At 35.1% G+C, this 21,635-nt stretch carries 17 protein-coding genes and 1 pseudogene; 11 read left to right on the top strand and 7 right to left on the bottom strand.

The features are described from left to right. Positions 1 to 154 precede the first annotated feature (154 nt). From BR50_RS04585 to BR50_RS04575, 3 genes are all read left to right on the top strand, one after another. Complete coding sequence (locus tag BR50_RS04585) at positions 155 to 1,114, top strand: IS30 family transposase (RefSeq protein WP_034546699.1); 960 nt, start codon at positions 155 to 157, stop codon at positions 1,112 to 1,114. A gap of 256 nt (positions 1,115 to 1,370) precedes the next feature. Continuing rightward, positions 1,371 to 1,559, top strand: a complete 189-nt coding sequence (locus BR50_RS04580) for a hypothetical protein (protein WP_034546697.1) — start codon at positions 1,371 to 1,373, stop codon at positions 1,557 to 1,559. Positions 1,560 to 1,819: 260 nt separating this feature from the next. Beyond that, positions 1,820 to 2,926 (top strand): putative manganese transporter, encoded by a 1,107-nt coding sequence (locus tag BR50_RS04575; protein WP_034546694.1) that lies wholly within the window; start codon positions 1,820 to 1,822, stop codon positions 2,924 to 2,926. 567 nt (positions 2,927 to 3,493) lie between these two features. On the opposite strand, the gene BR50_RS04565 is transcribed toward BR50_RS04575, so the two are convergent. Further along, positions 3,494 to 4,810 (bottom strand): IS1380 family transposase, encoded by a 1,317-nt coding sequence (locus BR50_RS04565; protein ID WP_034546678.1) that lies wholly within the window; start codon positions 4,808 to 4,810, stop codon positions 3,494 to 3,496. Positions 4,811 to 5,046: 236 nt separating this feature from the next. Here BR50_RS04565 and BR50_RS04560 point away from each other — a divergent pair, with 236 nt between their 5' ends. Next, complete coding sequence (locus tag BR50_RS04560; protein ID WP_034546689.1) at positions 5,047 to 6,231, top strand: L-lactate MFS transporter; 1,185 nt, start codon at positions 5,047 to 5,049, stop codon at positions 6,229 to 6,231. 402 nt (positions 6,232 to 6,633) lie between these two features. On the opposite strand, the gene BR50_RS04555 is transcribed toward BR50_RS04560, so the two are convergent. Then, entirely contained in the window at positions 6,634 to 7,074 is a 441-nt protein-coding gene (locus tag BR50_RS04555; protein WP_034546687.1) for an ASCH domain-containing protein, read from the bottom strand. A gap of 607 nt (positions 7,075 to 7,681) precedes the next feature. Next, entirely contained in the window at positions 7,682 to 8,998 is a 1,317-nt protein-coding gene (locus BR50_RS04550; protein ID WP_034546678.1) for an IS1380 family transposase, read from the bottom strand. A gap of 398 nt (positions 8,999 to 9,396) precedes the next feature. Here BR50_RS04550 and BR50_RS04545 point away from each other — a divergent pair, with 398 nt between their 5' ends. The 5 genes and pseudogenes from BR50_RS04545 (at position 9,397) to tkt (ending at position 16,360) form a co-directional block, all read left to right on the top strand. After that, on the top strand, positions 9,397 to 11,448 hold the full coding sequence (locus BR50_RS04545; protein ID WP_034546684.1) for a BglG family transcription antiterminator: 2,052 nt from the start codon (positions 9,397 to 9,399) through the stop codon (positions 11,446 to 11,448). A gap of 1 nt (position 11,449) precedes the next feature. Beyond that, complete coding sequence (locus tag BR50_RS04540) at positions 11,450 to 11,740, top strand: PTS sugar transporter subunit IIB (protein WP_034546683.1); 291 nt, start codon at positions 11,450 to 11,452, stop codon at positions 11,738 to 11,740. A gap of 225 nt (positions 11,741 to 11,965) precedes the next feature. Then, on the top strand, positions 11,966 to 12,901 hold the full coding sequence (locus tag BR50_RS04535) for an IS30 family transposase (protein WP_034546361.1): 936 nt from the start codon (positions 11,966 to 11,968) through the stop codon (positions 12,899 to 12,901). 10 nt (positions 12,902 to 12,911) lie between these two features. Next, a pseudogene (gene ulaA, locus BR50_RS04530) lies at positions 12,912 to 14,192 on the top strand (PTS ascorbate transporter subunit IIC); the annotation flags it as partial. 128 nt (positions 14,193 to 14,320) lie between these two features. Beyond that, positions 14,321 to 16,360, top strand: coding sequence for a transketolase (gene tkt, locus BR50_RS04525; protein WP_178377436.1), 2,040 nt, complete (start codon positions 14,321 to 14,323; stop codon positions 16,358 to 16,360). Here the strand turns inward: tkt and BR50_RS12970 are convergent. The 3 genes from BR50_RS12970 to BR50_RS04515 all read right to left on the bottom strand — a co-directional run bounded on the left by BR50_RS12970 (position 16,311) and on the right by BR50_RS04515 (position 19,604). Next, positions 16,311 to 16,475: an ATP-binding protein gene (locus BR50_RS12970; RefSeq protein WP_245792750.1), complete on the bottom strand. Its 165-nt coding sequence runs from the start codon at positions 16,473 to 16,475 to the stop codon at positions 16,311 to 16,313. The genes tkt and BR50_RS12970 overlap by 50 nt on opposite strands. A gap of 107 nt (positions 16,476 to 16,582) precedes the next feature. Next, the gene (locus BR50_RS04520; RefSeq protein ID WP_034546680.1) at positions 16,583 to 17,869 is read right to left on the bottom strand and encodes a DEAD/DEAH box helicase; all 1,287 of its coding nucleotides are present in this window, start codon (positions 17,867 to 17,869) and stop codon (positions 16,583 to 16,585) included. A gap of 418 nt (positions 17,870 to 18,287) precedes the next feature. Further along, positions 18,288 to 19,604, bottom strand: a complete 1,317-nt coding sequence (locus tag BR50_RS04515; protein ID WP_034546678.1) for an IS1380 family transposase — start codon at positions 19,602 to 19,604, stop codon at positions 18,288 to 18,290. A gap of 420 nt (positions 19,605 to 20,024) precedes the next feature. On the opposite strand from BR50_RS04515, the gene BR50_RS12725 reads away from it, so the two are divergent. Both BR50_RS12725 and BR50_RS04510 read left to right on the top strand, forming a co-directional pair. After that, positions 20,025 to 20,177 (top strand): hypothetical protein, encoded by a 153-nt coding sequence (locus BR50_RS12725; protein WP_156097499.1) that lies wholly within the window; start codon positions 20,025 to 20,027, stop codon positions 20,175 to 20,177. Positions 20,178 to 20,488: 311 nt separating this feature from the next. After that, entirely contained in the window at positions 20,489 to 20,878 is a 390-nt protein-coding gene (locus BR50_RS04510; protein WP_034546676.1) for a tautomerase family protein, read from the top strand. 412 nt (positions 20,879 to 21,290) lie between these two features. Here BR50_RS04510 and BR50_RS04505 read toward each other — a convergent pair whose 3' ends face one another. Next, a complete protein-coding gene (locus BR50_RS04505; RefSeq protein ID WP_034546674.1) occupies positions 21,291 to 21,623 on the bottom strand; it encodes a nucleotide pyrophosphohydrolase in 333 nt (110 codons plus the stop codon). Positions 21,624 to 21,635 lie beyond the last annotated feature (12 nt).

Below are 21,635 nucleotides of genomic sequence, written 5' to 3'. Positions count from 1 at the left end.
CTATATATTATTGTATTCGTAAGTATTATATTAGGTATTTTTTCATTACCATCTAAAAACGCCGATTGTAAAATTAAGCTAGACAAATAAAAAAGCCATTCGTGGTACACTCAAAATGTATTTCCGACAAAAGAAGACATAGGAGTGATCACGAATGACCTACACACATCTTACCACGGATGAGCTAGTGATGATAGAATCTTATTACCACAAAAATATCTCAGTTGCCAAAATAGCCATCTATTTAAACCGAACCCGTACACCCATTTATACCGTCATCAACTTCTTAAAAGAAGGCCATACAGCCCTTGAGTATTACCAACAGTACAAGGAAAATAAAAGGCGTTGCGGGCGTCACAGAATCGTTCTCCCAAAGAAACAACAGGCCTACATTAAAGATAAAGTCGCTCAAGGTTGGACTCCTGATGTCATTATTGGTCGGGCGGAAGAGTCCATTAAGTGTTCTGTTCGTACCCTTTACCGCCAATTCAAAGAAAAAATCTTTGATGAAACCACACTCCCAATGAAGAGGAAAAGAAAGCCAAATGGTCATAAAGAACGTCGAAGAAAACAAGCTTTCAAGCGGAATATCGCAGAAAGAGTGAAAGATTACCCTCAATTCACTAAAGAATTTGGCCATATAGAAGGCGACACCATTGTAGGTGTCCAGCATAAAAGTGCCATTATAACGTTAGTGGAACGTCTGTCGAAAGTCATTATTACCTTGAAATCTGATGGACGTAAGGCCAGAGACATTGAAACAGCTATGAATCATTGGTTTCAAGTCATTCCAAGAAACTTATTCCGCTCTATCACGTTTGATTGTGGAAAAGAATTTTCTAACTGGAAATCATTATGCAACCGCCACGATAGCGCCATTTATTTTGCGGATCCTGGAACACCTTCACAACGCGCTTTAAACGAAAATTCTAACGGTCTCCTCCGAAAAGATGGCTTGCCAAAAGAAATGGATTTTAATCAAGTCGACCAATCGTTTGTTTCCTCTGTTGCAGACAAGAGAAATAATATTCCAAGAAAATCATTGAAGTATCAAACGCCATTGGAAGTATTTTTGAGTTACATGAGTGAAGATATTTTGTCTAGCTTAATTTGATAAATCAGAATTTTAAAAATAGTGTCCTGCTGAAAATTTTAATATAGCGTAAACAAATCCCCTACCAAAAAGGCAAAGGGGATTTTTTACTTTGATTGAAAAAAGAGTAAGTCATACCTTATTGGAATTCCAAAGAGAAACTAGAAGAATAAAAAACTCTATAAATAAATATATTAAATAGAATCAAGAATTTCTTGTTTACTTAATAAGCTTTCTTTTATATAACCATGTTTGTTAAGCTATTAAGAGGGACACAGTGGCAAAGAAAGAATGTCGCCTTATGTTAAAAAAACTAAATTCTATTTTAGCAGTACTTATTATTATATTCGCGGTTTATGGATTCGTTACAAATAATACTAATGAAACAATACACTTTATGATGTTACTTCTAAGTTTATCTGCATTATTAAAAGAGATAGAATCATTTCAAAAAACGACAAATTAAATGGCTGGTTTAATATAGCTTCATTTTTATTTTTTTTATTTGTATCGATTCAAGGATTTTTATTATATTATAGTATTTTGTAGATTAAAATATCGTCTAAAAAAACTTTGATTTAACGAGGTTCCAGATACACTATTGTATCTAATTTCATGTATTGATTTAAAAAATTTACAGATTAGTTTTAATTGACAATAATAATCATTATTATATATATTTTTTTGAATCAGTTACCAACAAAAAATGAAAGGACGAAACATTTTATGGATTTTAATTTATGGAGCTTCATACTGGAAAACCTTGAAGCTACCGGTGTTATAGGTGGTTATATTTCTATCTCAATTATCGGTGTTTCCTTAATTACTTACGCGTCAAGAGGGAAACTTTCAGGAAATAATCAAATAGGACCGAGTTGGGCTCATCCTATAATCGGAGCAGTGTTAGGGATAATACCAGGGTGCGGCGCAACAATTGTGGTTTCATCGTTATATAAGAATAAAAAAATATCATTTGGTGGATTATTTGCTGCATTTATAGCAACATTAGGAGAAGGATCATTTGTATTACTTGGGGCTTCTGACGAAGCGAGTGTTGCCGCAAATCTAAAAGCATTTCTAATAGTCACTTTGGTAGGCGCTATTGTTGCTATTATTGTTGGTTATCTAGTTGATATGCTTGGAATAAATGCCAACGTGTATGAGTTCCAAAATAAAAGTGTCAAAAAAAATTACCCCGCAAGTAAAGCAACAACAATACCATATGTAGTTGTTGAGTATGTCGGATTTTATTTCATTCTAACTTTTAGTGCTTTTTTGCTACCTGGATCAATAATGGCTTTATGGGGTGGTGGTATTACAGGTTATGATGACTTATCAGTTTGGGTAGCCATTTTATTTACAATTTTTTCAATTATTTATTATCTTGTGTATAAGTTTAATTACAAAGGAAGTGAGTGTTCTTGCGACAACAATATGAAAACAACTTTATTGCATGCCGTATTAGACATTTCTACTGTCATTGTTTATGTATTTGCTGGACTATTAATTGCTAATTATGTCATTGATATTTTAGTAGGACCAGAGACTTTTGATGCGTGGATGACTTCATCAGCTTTCGTTGTGGTAATCATTGCTGCCCTCATAGGAGCTACACCAGGGTGTGGCGGGATGATTTCTGTTGCGGTTGCCTTTATAACTATCCAAAATTTTCCAGTAGCGGCTTTAATTGCAGCAGGCATTGCAACCAGTGGAGATGGAATTTTTCCATTACTAGCGTCTAACAAAAAAGCTGCGTTAATCGTTACAGCACTGGGTTTTATAATTGCCTTAATTGTAGGTTATACCATTTTAGTCTTAGGTATTGAAATCTAAAGCTATATTTATTGATGTATGTTATCTCTATGGATATCCTGAAAATACCAATTTTAGCTATACTTTTATCAATCCACCAGCCCAATTTTTTATAGATACCACCAGCAATTGCTAATAAATTGGATATACCTTTAATCTGTTTACCTTGTGGTACCATTTTTTTGCAGCCGAGTATGACATGTAACTGGTTATCTTATAAAAAGTATACGCCCCATGATTATGAGTATATTTACTCTGAGCAGCTTCTGCAACTATTTCTGATTTAATAATTCCGTTGTTTAGTAAAGGTACAAAATAAGATCCCACACCTAGTATTGTTGTAAACAAAATTATTTCACCTAATTTATTTAAATAATATCATTAATTAATCCTGAATGATTCATACTTTTAAAAAAAATAATAATTGGTGCATTTTTCACTTCTTTCAGGTCATTAGTTTGTTAGGTTTACTTATTTTACTTCAAATTTCCAAGTCACTCATTTTTTTGTCAGAAAATTAAGATTTTTAGGCATACTAACCCCTTGAAATTAGCCTTTTTTTTTAAACTATTCCATTAGGTGTGAGTGTTACTGCCATTTGAAATGCTGAATATTCCGCAAAATTTTATGGAAAAGTTCATGGTAAACGTGATAGGAACTGAGTTTTAAAAAGGTTTTTCGTCCAGAATGAACAAGTTTACCCGCTACTTTAAATAAGAGCAAACGAATAGTTGAAACTTGAAAACCTTTGGTTTCTTTCGTAAAACAAAGAGTACGCATAAAATTGACGATGTTGTAAGCTAGTACACTCACCATCATACGTGCATGATTTTCTAAAAAACGAGGACTGTTGGTTTTATCGAAATAAAATCCATTTTTGGCCTCTTTAATATAATTTTCCATGGTGCCTCTTTTAGAATAGGTTTGAAAGACCGCTTCTGCAGAAAGGTTCTCTGATAAATTGGTTATGATAAATTCATGTCGAGCAATCAATTCGGTTGCTTCGCGCGTAGATTTAATACAAATTCTTCGTGGATGTGTCCAGCTCTTCGCTTGATAGAGTGTAGAAGCGTAGTGAACTTCTTTTTTATCCCAATCCTGCTGATCATTTATAGATACAAATTGCTCAGCGATTTTTCCTAAGTTGCGATTCGATTTCAATCGAACAATATAAAAATTTTGACGTTTTTCACACAGTTCATATAATTCAGGAGTTGCAAAACCACTATCTGCACGCACTAGAATGGAACTTACAGGTACGGTTTCTTGGTAATGGTCAAAAAGTGGTCGGACAAAATCTGCAACACCATTGGATGTGTACACATTACCAGAACGAAGTTCTGCTTTCAAAAAGTCGCCAGTCAGACCTTCAAAGGCAACAAGTGGATGATAGCCATTCGTTTGGTAATGGGCATTATAATTCGACTTCTCCTGATTGCCAAAGGTATCCGAATGTGTTGAGTCTAGATCAAAAATCATTTCAGTTGTATTACGAGCAGTACGAACTTTATCAATCAGGATTTGATTGACTTCTTGTAATTGGGAAATGTTTTCTTGACTTAACCGATCCCATAAACGAGAAATAGACGGTTGTGAAGCGAGTTGCTCTTTAGCTAATAGACTCTGGAAAATGGGATCTTTTGATAAAACGTCAGCCGAAGAATCCGTTTGATATCCAGCAATCAATTGAAAAAGGATTTGTTCAATAATTGAATGATTAGCATGGTTATAGTAAAGTCGATCATCGTTAATAGTGAGGGTTTGTTTCAAAATGTTAGAGAAATTAATGGTGTGCATGAATTCCTTAACTAATATCAATCCGGAATCTGAGGATAAATTACCCCCAGAGTGAGATACCGTAATGTTTGAATTGAAAAGCAAACGATTTTCATGTAAAGTTGCCATAGAGAGAACCCCTTTCTTTGGTTAGGTTTAGTCGCTTTAACCATAGCAGATTGGGGTTCTTTTTGCACACCCAAAGGGTGCTGAGAAAATTAACTCAAACTAGCGTTAGAACAGTTTTTCCAGAGCGTTTTAGAAAAAGTATGAATTATTCAGGTTAATGTTATTATTTAAATTTCTTCAATCCTCTTTATTTTTAGGGCTTCTTTCTTTATACTTCTAAAAAAGGGGAGATGGGAATGCGAGAAAAATCTATTGAGACAAAACGATGGCAGGCGCTGTTGGGTGGTGTTTTAATGCAGCTCTGTATCGGAGGTGTTTACACTTGGAGCCTGTTTAATCAGCCTTTAATCGATGCTTACGGTTGGGAACGTACGGAAGTTTACACGGCCTATTCATTAATTATCTTTATCTTTGCATTTGTTACAATTTTTTCTGGTCGCCTGCAGGATAAAATCGGTCCCAGAAAAGTCGCAACGATCGGGATACTTTTCTTTAGTTCGGGATTAATCGTCGCCTCGATGGCACGTTCGCTCCCGATGCTGTATTTAGGCTATAGCGTGTTGGGAGGGATAGGTGTCGGAATGGTATATGTCTGTCCGTTATCTACGTCGCTTAAATGGTATCCTAAAAAGAAAGGGATGATCACCGGCATCATTATCGGTGCATTCGGATTAGGTGGCTTCGTTTTCAACTTTGTTTTGAGTTATCTGATTCAGACAATTGGTGTATCTCAAACCTTTCTCGTACAGGCATTTGTTTACGCTGTCGTCGGATTGATCGGTGCTCAAATGCTCAGTGTTCCTCAACAATCAGAAGGAAGAACGACAATTCTGGTAAACGAAATCGACTTTAAACCGACTTTGATGTTAAAAACAAGAACATTTTATCTTTTATGTATCATTTATTTTTTAGGCAGTTTAAGCGGTCTTATCGTCATTGGACTAGCACAGGATATCGCGCGGGAAGTTGTTGGTCTCACGCCTCAAATTGCAGGATACTCTGTAGCGGTCGCCGCTGTAGCCAATGCATCCGGCCGAATCGGATGGGGGGCTGTATCCGATATTTTCGGAAGACTGAAAGTGTTTAGTTTGTTGTTCCTCATCACAGCCTTTTCAATGCTGACGCTCAGCTTCTGGACACATAACGCTATTGTGTATTTTTTGATCCTTGCACTGATAGTCAGCAGTTTCGGCGGATTTCTAGCCACGTTCCCGGCCATCACAAGTGATTATTTTGGTTCGTTTTATTTCGGATCGAACTATGGCTTGATTTATCAGGCTTATGGTGTGGCCTCTTTAGCGGGACCGTTTATTCTGGGGTTAACGAGCCAGGATACTCATGCTTTCTTTATCGCAAGTATGCTCGCTGTCGGGGGTTTCATATTAACCTTAGTGGTAAGACCACCAAAATTAATCAGGTAATTATCGATTATTCATTAAATATCATGTATATATACTAAAAAAGACTAGCTATCTAGTCTTTTTTTTCTTTTAAATATCCAATTTAGCAAAGTTGTCATTCGTGTTCAAACTAAACATCATTACTGTAATAATAATGATGATTATTTTACTTACATATAACCTCATCAACCTTTTAAAGACTATTGTTTTCAAAGGAATACCTTTCTTTTTATTATTACCTATAACAAAACGACTCTATTTAAATGGCTGGCTTAATATAGCTTTATTTTTATTTGTATCGATTCAAGGATTTTTATTATATTATGGTGTTTTGTAGATTAGGATATCGTCTAAAAATAACTTTGATTTAACGAGGTTCCAGATACACTATTCTATGTAATTTCATGTATCCATGAAAAATATCTATTTATAAACTACTTTAAATTCTTCGCAAACAACTGGTATATTATCATGAATCTCAAGATGTACTTCTTCATACCATTGTGTAAATAACTCAGTATGTTCTTTTCTCCATGTATCTAATGATCTATCTCCCTCTCCTTCTTTAAAAGCGTGCTCTTCAGAAACTTCGAGAAACGGAACAATCGAAACTTTGGTTGTTTTAGTTATGCAAACAGCTTCATCATTGCTACCTAAAATAATATTAAAATCATTTACTTGTGGCAATGGATCGTTATCTACTGCGTATAATTCATAAGCAGAAGCTGTAGCCGTTTTGATATTTTTTACAGTCAATTCTGCTAGTTGATCAACAAGTGCTCCATAACTCCACGCACTGTAACGGCTATTCTTATATTCTGAATGTTGTTTTATAAACTTATCCCACATTTGTTTTCTTTTCATAAAAATTTCCCCCTTGGCTATTTTCAATTATGAGTTATTCTATTCAAATTTCAAGATACGATTACTATTTGATACACGATTTTAAGCAATTTCATGTTTTAAAGGGAAACTTGTAAGTGTGATTTTTATTCTTAGGAAACACTTTTCACTTTCTATTCGTTATTAACTATGACGAGTAGGAGGTGAACATCTAAGGCTTAAGGAACAGTGAAACCTTGTTCACGTTTCAATCTTAAGGTTTCTTCTAAAAAAGCTTTTTTCCTCTTAAAAGAGCCCTTAATTTAATAAGATTCTAAATATATTACTTTAAATAATTTAATATGTCGATGTTTTTATTCCATTGCTGGGGTGATTGAAAATATAAATGATAGTAAGTTTTATTTAATAAAACTTAAAATGTTATACTATACCTGAATGATTCATACTTTTAAAAAAAATAATAATTGGTGCATTTTTCACTTCTTTCAGGTCATTAGTTTGTTAGGTTTACTTATTTTACTTCAAATTTCCAAGTCACTCATTTTTTTGTCAGAAAATTAAGATTTTTAGGCATACTAACCCCTTGAAATTAGCCTTTTTTTTTAAACTATTCCATTAGGTGTGAGTGCTACTGCCATTTGAAATGCTGAATATTCCGCAAGATTTTATGGAAGAGTTCATGGTAAACGTGATAGGAACTGAGTTTTAAAAAGGTTTTTCGTCCAGAATGAACAAGTTTACCCGCTACTTTAAATAAGAGCAAACGAATAGTTGAAACTTGAAAACCTTTGGTTTCTTTCGTAAAACAAAGAGTACGCATAAAATTGACGATGTTGTAAGCTAGTACACTCACCATCATACGTGCATGATTTTCTAAAAAACGAGGACTGTTGGTTTTATCGAAATAAAATCCATTTTTGGCCTCTTTAATGTAATTTTCCATGGTGCCTCTTTTAGAATAGGTTTGAAAGACCGCTTCTGCAGAAAGGTTCTCTGATAAATTGGTTATGATAAATTCATGTCGAGCAATCAATTCGGTTGCTTCGCGCGTAGATTTAATACAAATTCTTCGTGGATGTGTCCAGCTCTTAGCTTGATAGAGTGTAGAAGCGTAGTGAACTTCTTTTTTATCCCAATCCTGCTGGTCATTTATAGATACAAATTGCTCAGCGATTTTTCCTAAGTTGCGATTCGATTTCAATCGAACAATATAAAAATTTTGACGTTTTTCACACAGTTCATATAATTCAGGAGTTGCAAAACCACTATCTGCACGCACTAGAATAGAACTTACAGGTACGGTTTCTTGGTAATGGTCAAAAAGTGGTCGGACAAAATCTGCAACACCATTGGATGTGTACACATTACCAGAACGAAGTTCTGCTTTCAAAAAGTCGCCAGTCAGACCTTCAAAGGCAACAAGTGGATGATAGCCATTCGTTTGGTAATGGGCATTATAATTCGACTTCTCCTGATTGCCAAAGGTATCCGAATGTGTTGAGTCTAGATCAAAAATCATTTCAGTTGTATTACGAGCAGTACGTACTTTATCAATCAGGATTTGATTGACTTCTTGTAATTGGGAAATGTTTTCTTGACTTAACCGATCCCATAAACGAGAAATAGACGGTTGTGAAGCGAGTTGCTCTTTAGCTAATAGACTCTGGAAAATGGGATCTTTTGATAAAACGTCAGCCGAAGAATCCGTTTGATATCCAGCAATCAATTGAAAAAGGATTTGTTCAATAATTGAATGATTAGCATGGTTATAGTAAAGTCGATCATCGTTAATAGTGAGGGTTTGTTTCAAAATGTTAGAGAAATTAATGGTGTGCATGAATTCCTTAACTAATATCAATCCGGAATCTGAGGATAAATTACCCCCAGAGTGAGATACCGTAATGTTTGAATTGAAAAGCAAACGATTTTCATGTAAAGTTGCCATAGAGAGAACCCCTTTCTTTGGTTATGTTTAGTCGCTTTAACCATAGCAGATTGGGGTTCTTTTTGCACACCCAAAGGGTGCTGAGAAAATTAACTCAAACTAGCGTTATAACAGCTTTTCCAGAGCGTTTTAGAAAAAGTATGAATTATTCAGGCTATAACGAATATATTATTGAAAGAACTTAAACTACTAAAATGACGGATCCTAGAAATTAAATTCTTATGGTTCGTCATTTTAAAGGACAAGGTTTTTTAAACACCCTTATTGGTTTAGTATAAAATTCCAGGTTTATTTTACTTCAGCCCAATAAGCTCTGAAGAAATTTAATAAAACTGGACTGAATTATTATAATAAAGAGAACGTTTTCATAGTATAGTTAATTTGTAAGGAGGTAAAGTATGTTTGATAACCGGTTATTAGCCTTACTGAATCATATGATTCAGATGCCTCATTTAGATATATGGAAATTAAGTGTTTTTCTTAATCAATCAGTTAAAAGTTTGGAGAGTGACATTCATGAGTTAAATGATACACTGGAAAAATTAGGGTTTTTAAAAATAGCTATCAAAGATGGAGAGTACCAAGTACCTGAAAGTTTGATTATCCAAAAAATAGAAATACAAGCTAAATTAAAGAATAGTCAAATTTTTCTACAGGAGGATGAACGACAGCATCTGATTTACTTATATACTTTTATTAGAAAAGAAAATATCTCTAATTATCACTACCAAGAATTACTTCAAGTAAGCAAAAATACAACACTAAGTGATATAAATAAACTTAGAACAAAATGCAGTCAATATAATATTTATTTAAAGTATACACGAAGTAATGGATATTATTTAGAAGGTGAAGAATTAGACAAACGAAGGATGGCTGCCTATTGTATATCTTCTATATTACAAACGGCTATAGGTCCGTGGGCTTTAAATTATATAGCAAAAAGTTGGAACGAAGAACTTAAATTAGATCAACTACAGAAGATGATTGAAAATCTAGCTGGAGAGTTGCAAATAAAATTAGTAGAGGATCGATTAAGAGATGTCGTAGGGCTAATTTATTTTATTTATTTAAGACAAAAAAGAGTGAAGTCTTCTTTTACACAAGAAGAAAAAGAAGTTTTGCAAAATAGTAGCATGAATCAAATCAGTAGCAAAATTTTATCACAATTTTTTCATCTTCCTTACTCTGAAGATGAGGTCGGATTTATAACAAGATTACTTTTAGGAATAGCCGAAGGAAATACTTCTCTTTATAAAGATGAAAAATTTTATCAATTAACAGAAGATATTATTAATACAATGGAACAAGTAGCTATGATAGAGTTTGAAGATAAGGAAGCACTACGAGAATCACTATATATGCATGTTGTTCCTACTTTTTATCGTTTGTTATTTGGAATGAAATTAGAAAACTCTATGGTTAATCAAATAAAAAGAGAACATAAAGAACTATTTGTTTTTGTAAAACAAGCACTGGTGCCACTTCAAAAAATGCTGAAAATGGAAGAAATACCAGATGAAGAAATTGCGTACTTTACTATCCATTTTGGCGGACAGTTTAAACGAGAAATAAAAAAAACTAAAACTTATCATGCTATAGTTATTTGCCCAAATGGTATTAGTTCTTCATTGATCTTAATATCAGAATTGAAACAGTTGTTTCCTCAAATTCATTGGTTAGGTGAGCATTCTGTAAACGAATTGAAAAATTTATCTGAGGAATCCTACGATATGATTTTTTCAACCGTTTATATTCGAACAGATAAAAAATTATATATTGTAAAACCAATCATGAATCAAACAACTAAAAATTATCTCTTGCAAAATGTGATGAATGATTTCAAGCTTACTGGCTTGTCAACATTTAATGTGCAGGATCTGATGAAAATAATTAAAAAACATGCTATTTTAATTGACGAAGAAAAATTGTATAAAGATTTATCGAAAAGAATAATAACTCAGCATGAACAGGAAAGGGATGAATTGCCAATGTTAGAAGATCTAATTACAGAAGATATGATTCAGTTTAGTTCAGCTGAAGGTCTCTCTTGGGAGTCAGCAATTAAATTGAGCAGTAGACCGTTAATAAAGAAAAAATATATTGAGGAAAGTTATACCGACGCGATTATTGATAGTATTCGCGAACATGGAGCATATATAGATTTGGGACAAGGAATTGCTATCCCGCATGCTCGTCCTGAAACTGGTGTAAACCAATTAGGGATGACATTCTTAAAGTTAGATAGATCAGTATGCTTGCTAGATGAACCAAACCATGCAGTGGATATGATTATCACGTTAGCAGCAATAGATAATAAGTCTCATTTAAAAGCTTTGTCACAATTAACAAAAATTCTTAGTGATGGGGACAGATTAAAAGCGTTAAAAGCAGCAAAAACAAAACAAGAAGTTTTAACAATAATAAAAGAAAAACAGGAGGTAAATTAAAATGATTAAATTTGCTACAGCATGTGGTTCAGGACTGGGTTCTAGTTTTATGTTGGAAATGAATATTGAAACTGTATTAAAAGAGTTAAAGATTGATAGCTCACAAGTAGAGGTAGAACATTACGATATGGGATCTACTGCTTTCGGTCTTGCAGACGTCTGGTTTGTGGGAGCAGATTTAGAAGATGCTGCTAAAGATCTAGGAGATGTAAGAGTTCTTAAGAGTATCATTGATATGAATGAATTACGTGAGAAGGTAAAACAAGCTTGTAAGGATAAAGGCTTGATTTAACTTGAATTAATAAGAAAAGGGAGTGTTTAATATGGATGGAGCACTTAAGTTAATTATAGATATAGCTAGTACACCTGCTTTGTTGGTTGCTTTGATTGCTATATTAGGTTTAGTATTGGATGAATTGTAATATTAAGTGCAACACCCAAGACGAAATAAAAGAAACCCATGACGTCCTCGTATAGAATGAAGTTACCACACTACCATTCGATTGGAGGAGTTGTCATGAGCTACACTCATTTTACCATAACCGAACGTTCCAAAATAGAAGTCTATCTTGAACTTAAGATGTCCATTCGTACAATTGCGAAAAAGCTAAATCGCTCTCCCTCGTCCGTTTCTAGAGAATGCCAACGAAACCCAAACTACCAAGCGGAAAAAGCTCAAACATCTTATAATCAAAGGAAAGCTGCCTGCGGGGCTCATTCTAAACTAACAGCCTCGCTAAAAATAGTTATCCAAGAAAAGTTGGATCAAACGTGGTCTCCAGAACAAATTAGTGGCCGTTTACTTCAAGGATCCTTGACCTTCAAAACCATTTACCGCTGGATTTATGCCGGTTTGCTTGACGTGCCTTTGACGGTCTTGCGTCAGAAAGGGAAGCGTCAAAAACCAAAGGAAACAAGAGGTCGATTTGTTGTCGGCACACCGATTTCCAAACGGCCAAAAGAAATCAGAAAACGCACGACTTTTGGTCATTGGGAGTTGGATACTGTTGTCTCAGGTCGTGGTCAAGCGAAGGGCTGTGTTGCCACCTTTGTAGAACGTCAAACCCGTTGGTATAAAGCCATTCTTATACCGGATCGTTCCGCAAAGTCAATGGAGCGAGCCATTCGAACTCTTCATGCTCTTTATCCACGAGAAGCCTTTCAAAGCTTTACAACGGATAGAGGAAAAGAATTTGCCTGTTATACCGTGATTGAATCAGAGTTGAACATTCCAATGTACTTCGCTGATGCGTACGCTGCTTGGCAGAGAGGAAGTAATGAAAATAGTAATGGCCTTTTCAGGGAGTTTTTCCCAAAACGAACGAATTTTGATACCATTCTCACAGAGGAAGTTGAAGAAGCTCTTTCCTTGATTAATAATCGGCCCAGAAAATGCCTGGACTGGAAAACACCATACGAAGCGTTTATGGAAAAGGTGTTGCACTTAATTTGACAAACCGTCATTGCAAAAGAAAAGTACAGCAGATGTTGTTAAAGGTGCAGTTAAAACTTTTGTAGGGTTTTTAGTTCTAACAGCAGGAGCTGGAGTAGTTGAATCAGCACTAGCACCGTTCGGAGAGATGTTCCAGGTAGCTTTTAATATGCAAGGGATCATTCCTAATAATGAAGCCATTGTTGCGTTAGCTTTAACTAAATATGGAACAGTAACAGCGCTAATTATGTTGACAGGAATGATTTCCAATATTGTAATTGCACGTTTTACAAAGTTCAAGTATATATTCTTAACAGGACATATTACGTTATATTTATCTTGTATGGTTGCAGTAATCTTATCAGTAATGGGTTTCACTTCAGGACCATTAATTTTATTAGGCGGTTTAGTCGTTGGTATAGTAATGACACTATCTCCAGCAATCGTACAGCCATTTATGCGACAACTGACAGGTAATGATAATGTAGCTTTAGGACACTTTGGTGCAGTAGGATATGCATTAAGCGGTTATGTTGGAAAAGTGTTCGGTAATAAAGAAAAATCTACTGAAGATATTAACTTTCCTAAAGGATTAGGATTCTTAAGAGATTCTACAGTTAGTATTGCTATTACTATGGCTTTTATTTATGTGATTGTTGCTATATTTACAGGTGGGGCTTATATTCGTGAGAACTTGAGTGGTGGTACAAATCATATAATTTTTGCTTTACAACAAGCAGGATCATTTGCTGCAGGAGTTTTCGTTATCCTAGCTGGTGTTCGCTTGATATTAGCAGAAATAGTACCTGCATTTAAAGGAATCTCAGAAAAATTAGTTCCAAATGCTAAACCAGCATTGGATTGCCCAGTCATTTTTCCTTATGCGCCCAACGCAGTATTGATTGGATTCTTTTCAAGTTTCCTTGGTGGTATATTAAGTATGATCATTATGATCTTTACAGGTGGAGTTATCATTTTGCCAGGTGTAGTTCCTCATTTCTTCTGTGGCGCAACAGCAGGTGTAATAGGAAATGCTTCAGGAGGCTTGAGAGGTGCTGTACTAGGTTCATTCATTCAAGGTATGCTAATTAGTTTCTTACCTATGTTATTACTCCCTGTGCTAGGAGATTTAGGTTTTGCAGGATCTACTTTCTCTGATACTGACTTTGCAATTTCAGGTTTATTCTTAGGAGTACTAGGAAAAATGGGAGGGAAAACGCTTGTAGTCGCTGGAATATTTGCTGTTTTAGCCATCATGATTGGGCTAACTTTAACGAGCAAAGAAAGAAAAAAAACTGTTGAAGTAAACTAAAATAAGTAAGATTATACTTTAGGAAAATAAAGTAGGATGAAGCGATATTTATTTCGCTTCATTTTACGCTGTGTTTCTTTTTATTAGCAATTAGTTTGTGGAAATTATGAGATTTAGGAAACGAAAGGATGATTAATTTGTTCGATAAAACAGATCAACTAGCAATAGATACAATTCGTACATTGAGTATAGAAGCAATTCAAAAGGCTAATTCTGGACATCCCGGTTTGCCTATGGGTGCAGCTCCTATGACATATGTATTATGGACTAAGCATTTAAAAGCGAATCCTAAAAATTCACAATGGGCTGACCGTGATCGTTTTGTTTTATCGGCTGGCCACGGTTCTATGCTTCTTTACAGCATGCTGCATTTGTCAGGTTATAATGTATCAATAAATGACCTGAAACAATTCCGTCAATGGGGAAGTAAGACACCTGGCCACCCAGAAGTTCACAATACCGACGGAGTGGAAGCTACAACTGGTCCTCTTGGCCAAGGAATTGCAAATAGTGTCGGAATGGCAATGGCAGAAGCTCATCTTGCAGCAACATACAATAAACCAGGTCATAAAGTTATTGATCATTATACCTACGCACTTTGCGGTGATGGAGACTTGATGGAAGGTGTTTCTGCAGAGTCGGCTAGTTTGGCTGGCCATTTGAAACTTAGCAAGCTGATTGTCTTATATGATTCAAATGATATCTCTTTAGATGGACCTACTTCTAAAGCTTTCACAGAGAATGTAGGCAAACGATTCGAGGCTTATGATTGGGAACATATTCTAGTTAAAGATGGCAATAATTTGGATGAAATCAATCAGGCTATTGAAAAAGCAAAAAAAAATACTCGCCAACCTACATTAATTGAAGTAAAAACAGTTATTGGTTTTGGTGCTCCAGATGAAGGGACGAATAAAGTTCATGGAGCCCCACTAGGAACCGAAGGAATCAAAGCTGCTAAGAAAGCTTATGGTTGGGAATACAAAGATTTCTTTGTTCCAGCTGAAGTTGCTGAACGTTTCCAACAAACTATGCAAGAAACAGGTGAAAAAGCCGAAAAAGAATGGGAAGAAACTTTAGGGAAATACCAAAAAGAACATATAAATCTAGCAAACCAATTTGAATTAGCATTATCTGGTAAACTGCCAGTTGGCTGGGATAGTGAACTACCAATTTTTAATGTATCAGATCAATCAGCTGCTTCTCGGAAAACAAGCAGTCAAATATTAAATATGATTGCTAAAAATGTTCCTAATTTGTGGGGTGGATCAGCTGATTTATCCTCGTCTAATAATACAATGATTGACGGAGAAAAAGACTTTCAGCCTGGTCAATACGAAGGACGTAATATCTGGTATGGCGTGCGAGAATTTGCAATGACGGCAGCGGCAAATGGTATTGCTCTGCATGGGGGATCAAAAACCTATGTTGGGACATTCTTTGTCTTTACAGACTACTTGAGAGCAGCTATTCGTCTTGCAGCCATTTCTAACTTGCCAGTAACGTATGTCTTTACACATGATTCAGTGGCTGTAGGAGAAGATGGGCCAACTCATGAGCCGGTTGAACAGTTGTCTAGTTTGAGAGGCATGCCGAACTTATCGGTTATCCGTCCAGCTGATGGAAATGAAGTAGTAGCTGCTTGGAAATTAGCATTGACTTCTAATGATCATCCAACTGTTTTAGTATTAACACGTCAAAACTTGCCAATATTGCAGAATACAGAGAAATTGGCACAATCTTCTGTTCAAAAGGGAGCTTATATATTGTCTTCTCAAGAAGGCAAAAAACCTGAAGGGATTTTGATTGCGACTGGTTCAGAAGTTCATTTGGCTTTAAAGGCTCAAGAAGAACTTAAAAAACAGGGAAAAGATGTTTCCGTTGTTTCAATGCCAAGCTTTGATTTATTCGAAAAACAAGAAGACGTTTATAAAGAAAGCGTTCTTCCTTCTGAAGTGCGTACCAGAATGTCAATCGAGATGGGTGCTACATTCGGCTGGGAACGTTATGTTGGTTTAGACGGTCTGGCATACGGAATCGACACCTTTGGAGCAAGTGCTCCTGGTGAAACAATTATTGAAAATTATGGGTTCACTATTGAGAAAATAGTTAAAGCTTTCAATTCTTTAAACAGTGAATTACCATTAGGGGATGCGAATGATGAATAAACCGATCGACAACTGATTCAGTTAAAATTTGATCGCCAAAAATATGATTCCATAGACAAATTAAGAAGCTGGAGAAAAAAACTTTCCAAATAAATACACTCCCACTACTGAACAAATGGTTCAGTAGTGGGAGTGTATTTTATTTGTATGTTCTTTGATTGTAAATTGATGATTTCCTCTACTTCAACTAAGTCATTACCGATGTACAAGTGGGTGGCTTTTTCAACCAGTTACTTTACGTGTTTTTTGCGTTTGTACACGAGGCCTTTGTGCAGCTTTTTGACCGCCTCTTCGACCTTGTTTCTTTTTTGATTGTGTTCCATTATTACGCGTGGAAACTGTTTTTCTCGCCTGCTGTGTTGGTGCTTGAGTGCCTTCTTTCAACAGATAAGGATGGTCTTTTATGACTGGAACTTTCCTCTTACTAAGTTTTTCAATGTCGCGCAACAAGTCTGATTCTGTTTCATCACAGAAAGAGATAGCTTTTCCGCTTAGCCCTGCGCGTCCTGTACGGCCGATACGGTGAACGTAGGTTTCTGGAACTTCAGGCAAGTCAAATTGGATAACTTGCGAAAGCTCAGGCACATCGATACCACGGGCTGCGATATCTGTCGCTACGAGAACGCTAGTTTTCATGGTCTTGAAGTTTTCTAAAGCTTGCTGACGCGCATTCTGGGACTTGTTGCCGTGAATCGCTTCGGCGGAGAAACCCGCTTGCAAAAGTTTTTTGACGATTTTGTTGGCGCCATGCTTGGTTCTGGAGAAGACTAGAGAGCGCTCAACCTGCTTATTCTTCAAAAGATAGATAAGTAGGTTAGTTTTGTCGGTCTTGGCTACGTGATAAACGCTCTGTTGGATGACTTCAACAGTTGATGAAACCGGATTGACCACCACTTTTACCGGGTTTGATAAAATGGTTCCTGCAAGTTTTTCGATTTCTTTCGGCATCGTTGCTGAAAAGAACATGCTCTGACGTTTCTTAGGCAATTCGCGGATAATATGGCGTACATCACGTAGCATCCCCATATCCAACATCATATCGGCTTCATCCAAGACGAAGAAATCAACCTGGTTCAGCTTGACAAATCCTTGTCTGATAAGGTCCAATAGTCTGCCTGGCGTCGCGACTAGGATATCCGTTCCGCGTTTCAGCGTGGCTGTCTGAGGATTCTGGGAAACGCCACCAAAAATTACTTGGATATTCAATGGAAGGTATTTAGCGTATATTTGGAAACTTTCACCGATTTGTATGGCAAGTTCACGGGTAGGAGCAAGGATTAAGGCTTTGATGGCACCTTTTCCAACTGTTTTTTCTTCCATAATATTTTGAAGAATGGGTAAGGCAAAGGCAGCTGTCTTACCAGTACCAGTCTGGGCACAACCCAACAAGTCTTTGTTGTTCATCAGATGCGGAATGGCATCCTCTTGGATAGGCGTTGCTTTCGTATAGCCTGCTTCTTTCAGTGCGTGCAATAGGTGTTGGTTTAATTCTAATTCATTAAATAACAAGTTGTTCTCCCTCGGCATGTTATACATGCATTTGATTTTTGTAAATGTGTTTCGGATTAGGTTGGTTTAGCATACAAGAGTCTGACTATCTTTCAAAAATCGACCTGATCCGAACAAGTATATAGTTTCTCTGAGAAATAGCATGACTGGTCTATTATATCAGAAATGGAAGTTAGAGTCATATTATTCCATTTTCGAGAAAGAATATGAGATATCTAATCCTGAATGATTCATACTTTTAAAAAAAATAATAATTGGTGCATTTTTCACTTCTTTCAGGTCATTAGTTTGTTAGGTTTACTTATTTTACTTCAAATTTCCAAGTCACTCATTTTTTTGTCAGAAAATTAAGATTTTTAGGCATACTAACCCCTTGAAATTAGCCTTTTTTTTTAAACTATTCCATTAGGTGTGAGTGTTACTGCCATTTGAAATGCTGAATATTCCGCAAAATTTTATGGAAAAGTTCATGGTAAACGTGATAGGAACTGAGTTTTAAAAAGGTTTTTCGTCCAGAATGAACAAGTTTACCCGCTACTTTAAATAAGAGCAAACGAATAGTTGAAACTTGAAAACCTTTGGTTTCTTTCGTAAAACAAAGAGTACGCATAAAATTGACGATGTTGTAAGCTAGTACACTCACCATCATACGTGCATGATTTTCTAAAAAACGAGGACTGTTGGTTTTATCGAAATAAAATCCATTTTTGGCCTCTTTAATATAATTTTCCATGGTGCCTCTTTTAGAATAGGTTTGAAAGACCGCTTCTGCAGAAAGGTTCTCTGATAAATTGGTTATGATAAATTCATGTCGAGCAATCAATTCGGTTGCTTCGCGCGTAGATTTAATACAAATTCTTCGTGGATGTGTCCAGCTCTTCGCTTGATAGAGTGTAGAAGCGTAGTGAACTTCTTTTTTATCCCAATCCTGCTGATCATTTATAGATACAAATTGCTCAGCGATTTTTCCTAAGTTGCGATTCGATTTCAATCGAACAATATAAAAATTTTGACGTTTTTCACACAGTTCATATAATTCAGGAGTTGCAAAACCACTATCTGCACGCACTAGAATGGAACTTACAGGTACGGTTTCTTGGTAATGGTCAAAAAGTGGTCGGACAAAATCTGCAACACCATTGGATGTGTACACATTACCAGAACGAAGTTCTGCTTTCAAAAAGTCGCCAGTCAGACCTTCAAAGGCAACAAGTGGATGATAGCCATTCGTTTGGTAATGGGCATTATAATTCGACTTCTCCTGATTGCCAAAGGTATCCGAATGTGTTGAGTCTAGATCAAAAATCATTTCAGTTGTATTACGAGCAGTACGAACTTTATCAATCAGGATTTGATTGACTTCTTGTAATTGGGAAATGTTTTCTTGACTTAACCGATCCCATAAACGAGAAATAGACGGTTGTGAAGCGAGTTGCTCTTTAGCTAATAGACTCTGGAAAATGGGATCTTTTGATAAAACGTCAGCCGAAGAATCCGTTTGATATCCAGCAATCAATTGAAAAAGGATTTGTTCAATAATTGAATGATTAGCATGGTTATAGTAAAGTCGATCATCGTTAATAGTGAGGGTTTGTTTCAAAATGTTAGAGAAATTAATGGTGTGCATGAATTCCTTAACTAATATCAATCCGGAATCTGAGGATAAATTACCCCCAGAGTGAGATACCGTAATGTTTGAATTGAAAAGCAAACGATTTTCATGTAAAGTTGCCATAGAGAGAACCCCTTTCTTTGGTTAGGTTTAGTCGCTTTAACCATAGCAGATTGGGGTTCTTTTTGCACACCCAAAGGGTGCTGAGAAAATTAACTCAAACTAGCGTTAGAACAGTTTTTCCAGAGCGTTTTAGAAAAAGTATGAATTATTCAGGCTAATATATATAAGTATAACAATGGTATATTTTAACTATATATACCCACGGAAGGTTTAACGGAACAATCTATAAAAATATATGAATTGACTATATATAACTATCGAACAATCAGCATTTCCCCTTACCTCATAAGGTACTTAAATCAGGACATCACAGTCAAAACTTAAGGGTTTTGACTGTAGTATCTTCTGTAAAATCATTACCAAAAACACTTGTTTTTGGTAATGATTTTATTTAATTAATATAGATAAAGAAGCAATAAAATGTATACGGATGGAAAAATTATTATAGAAAAAATTTTAACAATACAAGTAGTAGCAGCAAGTACTGAGGTGATCTATACGCTTAAAACTGAAGAAGAAGTGTATAAAATATTTATAAATCTTATTTTAAAAAATGAAAAAAACAAAAATTAGTATGATAATAGTTTAATCTAATAATGAATTTAATGAATAAAAAAATCAATTTGAACGGAAATATCTGTTTAGCGTACTTCAAATAATAAGTCATATACAGAGAATAAATAATAGTTATCAAATGTTTTAAAAATAATTATCGTTTTTTTTATAAATATGTGAATAGGCGACTATTGTAAGTCTATTAAACATAACTAGCCTAGAACATGACGAGCAAATAACCATTAAGTTACTTGTACTTGTTTGTTTTTTAGAGTAATGTGGCACTAAAGTGTATAAACATAACGAATATTAATAAAGGAGATAAAAATATGCCATTAATAAAAATCGATTTATTTGATTTTAAAGAAGCAGCTGAATTAAAATCATTATTAGACAATTTACATGAAGCTGTTGTTGAAGCTTTTGAGGTTCCAGCTGGGGATCGATATCAAATTGTCAATCAACATAAAGAAAATGAAATGATCCTAGGGGATACTGGTTTAGGATTTACAAGAACAAAAAACGCGATAGCTATTACTGTTGTCAGCCGTAAGAGAACAAAAGAAAGCAAGTTGAGATTTTATCAACTTGTAACTGATAAACTTAAAGAAAGAAATGAAATCGATCCTAAGGATGTTCTTATTTCTATTGTAGAAAATAATGATGAAGATTGGTCATTTGGATACGGAAAAGCTCAGTTTATCACTGGAGAACTGTAATAATATCTGATTTTGCAATCAAATCGATGGATTGACAGATATCAGTAGAAATGTACTCTACGATTGAAAAAATTCTTGGCTAGAAGAGTTATTCTCTAACTACACCTAAATAAATCATTTGCTATTAAAATACAGATAGACTGAAACTGAAAATTTCGGTACCTTCAGAAATTAGATTCTTATATTAAACTGCTGATTGGCTAGTATGGATACGGTATTTAAACGTACTCACACTAGCCAATTTTTTATTTAAGTACTTAGTATTCTAGTGAGAAATATAACCTTTTTTATTTTTTTGACTCAATTTATTTGATTATTAATATTATGAACCTTGGGAAATACTAGTGATTTGGACAATGGCTTTAGTCAAATAATATCTTGAATCATACAAGCATAAAGCGTTTCTTACTTTTTATAATTCAGTATACTTATCTTTTTTTCCAAAGGCTTTCTCTACTGGATACTTTTGGTTATTAATTTTTAATTTTTCTGAAATGATTTCTGATAATTCAAAATCCATCGTATCTGCCATCATAATAGAATAGATAAGTACATCTGCCAACTCTTCTTTAATTTGTTGTCTTTTCTTTTCGGCATGAAGGTCTTTTCCGCTCCATTGGAAGTTTTCAAGTAGTTCTGATGCTTCAAGAGAAATGGAAATAGCGAGATCCTTTGGATTATGGAATTGACTCCAATTTCTATTTTCTCTAAAATTCTTTACACTATCAATAATATCTTTATCCATAATGAACTCCTT

Origin of the sequence: Carnobacterium alterfunditum DSM 5972 (assembly GCF_000744115.1) — a bacterium.
GTDB classification, from domain to species: Bacteria; Bacillota; Bacilli; order Lactobacillales; family Carnobacteriaceae; genus Carnobacterium_B; species Carnobacterium_B alterfunditum.
Note: the sequence above shows the minus strand (reverse complement) of the source record. Positions and strands in the feature narration are given on the sequence as shown.

Bases quoted from the DNA above. Each gene is read 5' to 3' on its own strand.
- tkt (WP_178377436.1), top strand. From the start codon at position 14,321: ATGATTAATTTGTTCGATAAAACAGATCAACTAGCAATAGATACAATT.
- BR50_RS04560 (WP_034546689.1), top strand. From the start codon at position 5,047: ATGCGAGAAAAATCTATTGAGACAAAACGATGGCAGGCGCTGTTGGGT.
- BR50_RS04505 (WP_034546674.1), bottom strand. From the start codon at position 21,623: ATGGATAAAGATATTATTGATAGTGTAAAGAATTTTAGAGAAAATAGA.
- BR50_RS12725 (WP_156097499.1), top strand. From the start codon at position 20,025: ATGTATACGGATGGAAAAATTATTATAGAAAAAATTTTAACAATACAA.
- BR50_RS04510 (WP_034546676.1), top strand. From the start codon at position 20,489: ATGCCATTAATAAAAATCGATTTATTTGATTTTAAAGAAGCAGCTGAA.
- BR50_RS04535 (WP_034546361.1), top strand. From the start codon at position 11,966: ATGAGCTACACTCATTTTACCATAACCGAACGTTCCAAAATAGAAGTC.
- BR50_RS04550 (WP_034546678.1), bottom strand. From the start codon at position 8,998: ATGGCAACTTTACATGAAAATCGTTTGCTTTTCAATTCAAACATTACG.
- BR50_RS04545 (WP_034546684.1), top strand. From the start codon at position 9,397: ATGTTTGATAACCGGTTATTAGCCTTACTGAATCATATGATTCAGATG.
- BR50_RS04575 (WP_034546694.1), top strand. From the start codon at position 1,820: ATGGATTTTAATTTATGGAGCTTCATACTGGAAAACCTTGAAGCTACC.
- BR50_RS04515 (WP_034546678.1), bottom strand. From the start codon at position 19,604: ATGGCAACTTTACATGAAAATCGTTTGCTTTTCAATTCAAACATTACG.
- BR50_RS04555 (WP_034546687.1), bottom strand. From the start codon at position 7,074: ATGAAAAGAAAACAAATGTGGGATAAGTTTATAAAACAACATTCAGAA.
- BR50_RS04540 (WP_034546683.1), top strand. From the start codon at position 11,450: ATGATTAAATTTGCTACAGCATGTGGTTCAGGACTGGGTTCTAGTTTT.
- BR50_RS04585 (WP_034546699.1), top strand. From the start codon at position 155: ATGACCTACACACATCTTACCACGGATGAGCTAGTGATGATAGAATCT.
- BR50_RS04565 (WP_034546678.1), bottom strand. From the start codon at position 4,810: ATGGCAACTTTACATGAAAATCGTTTGCTTTTCAATTCAAACATTACG.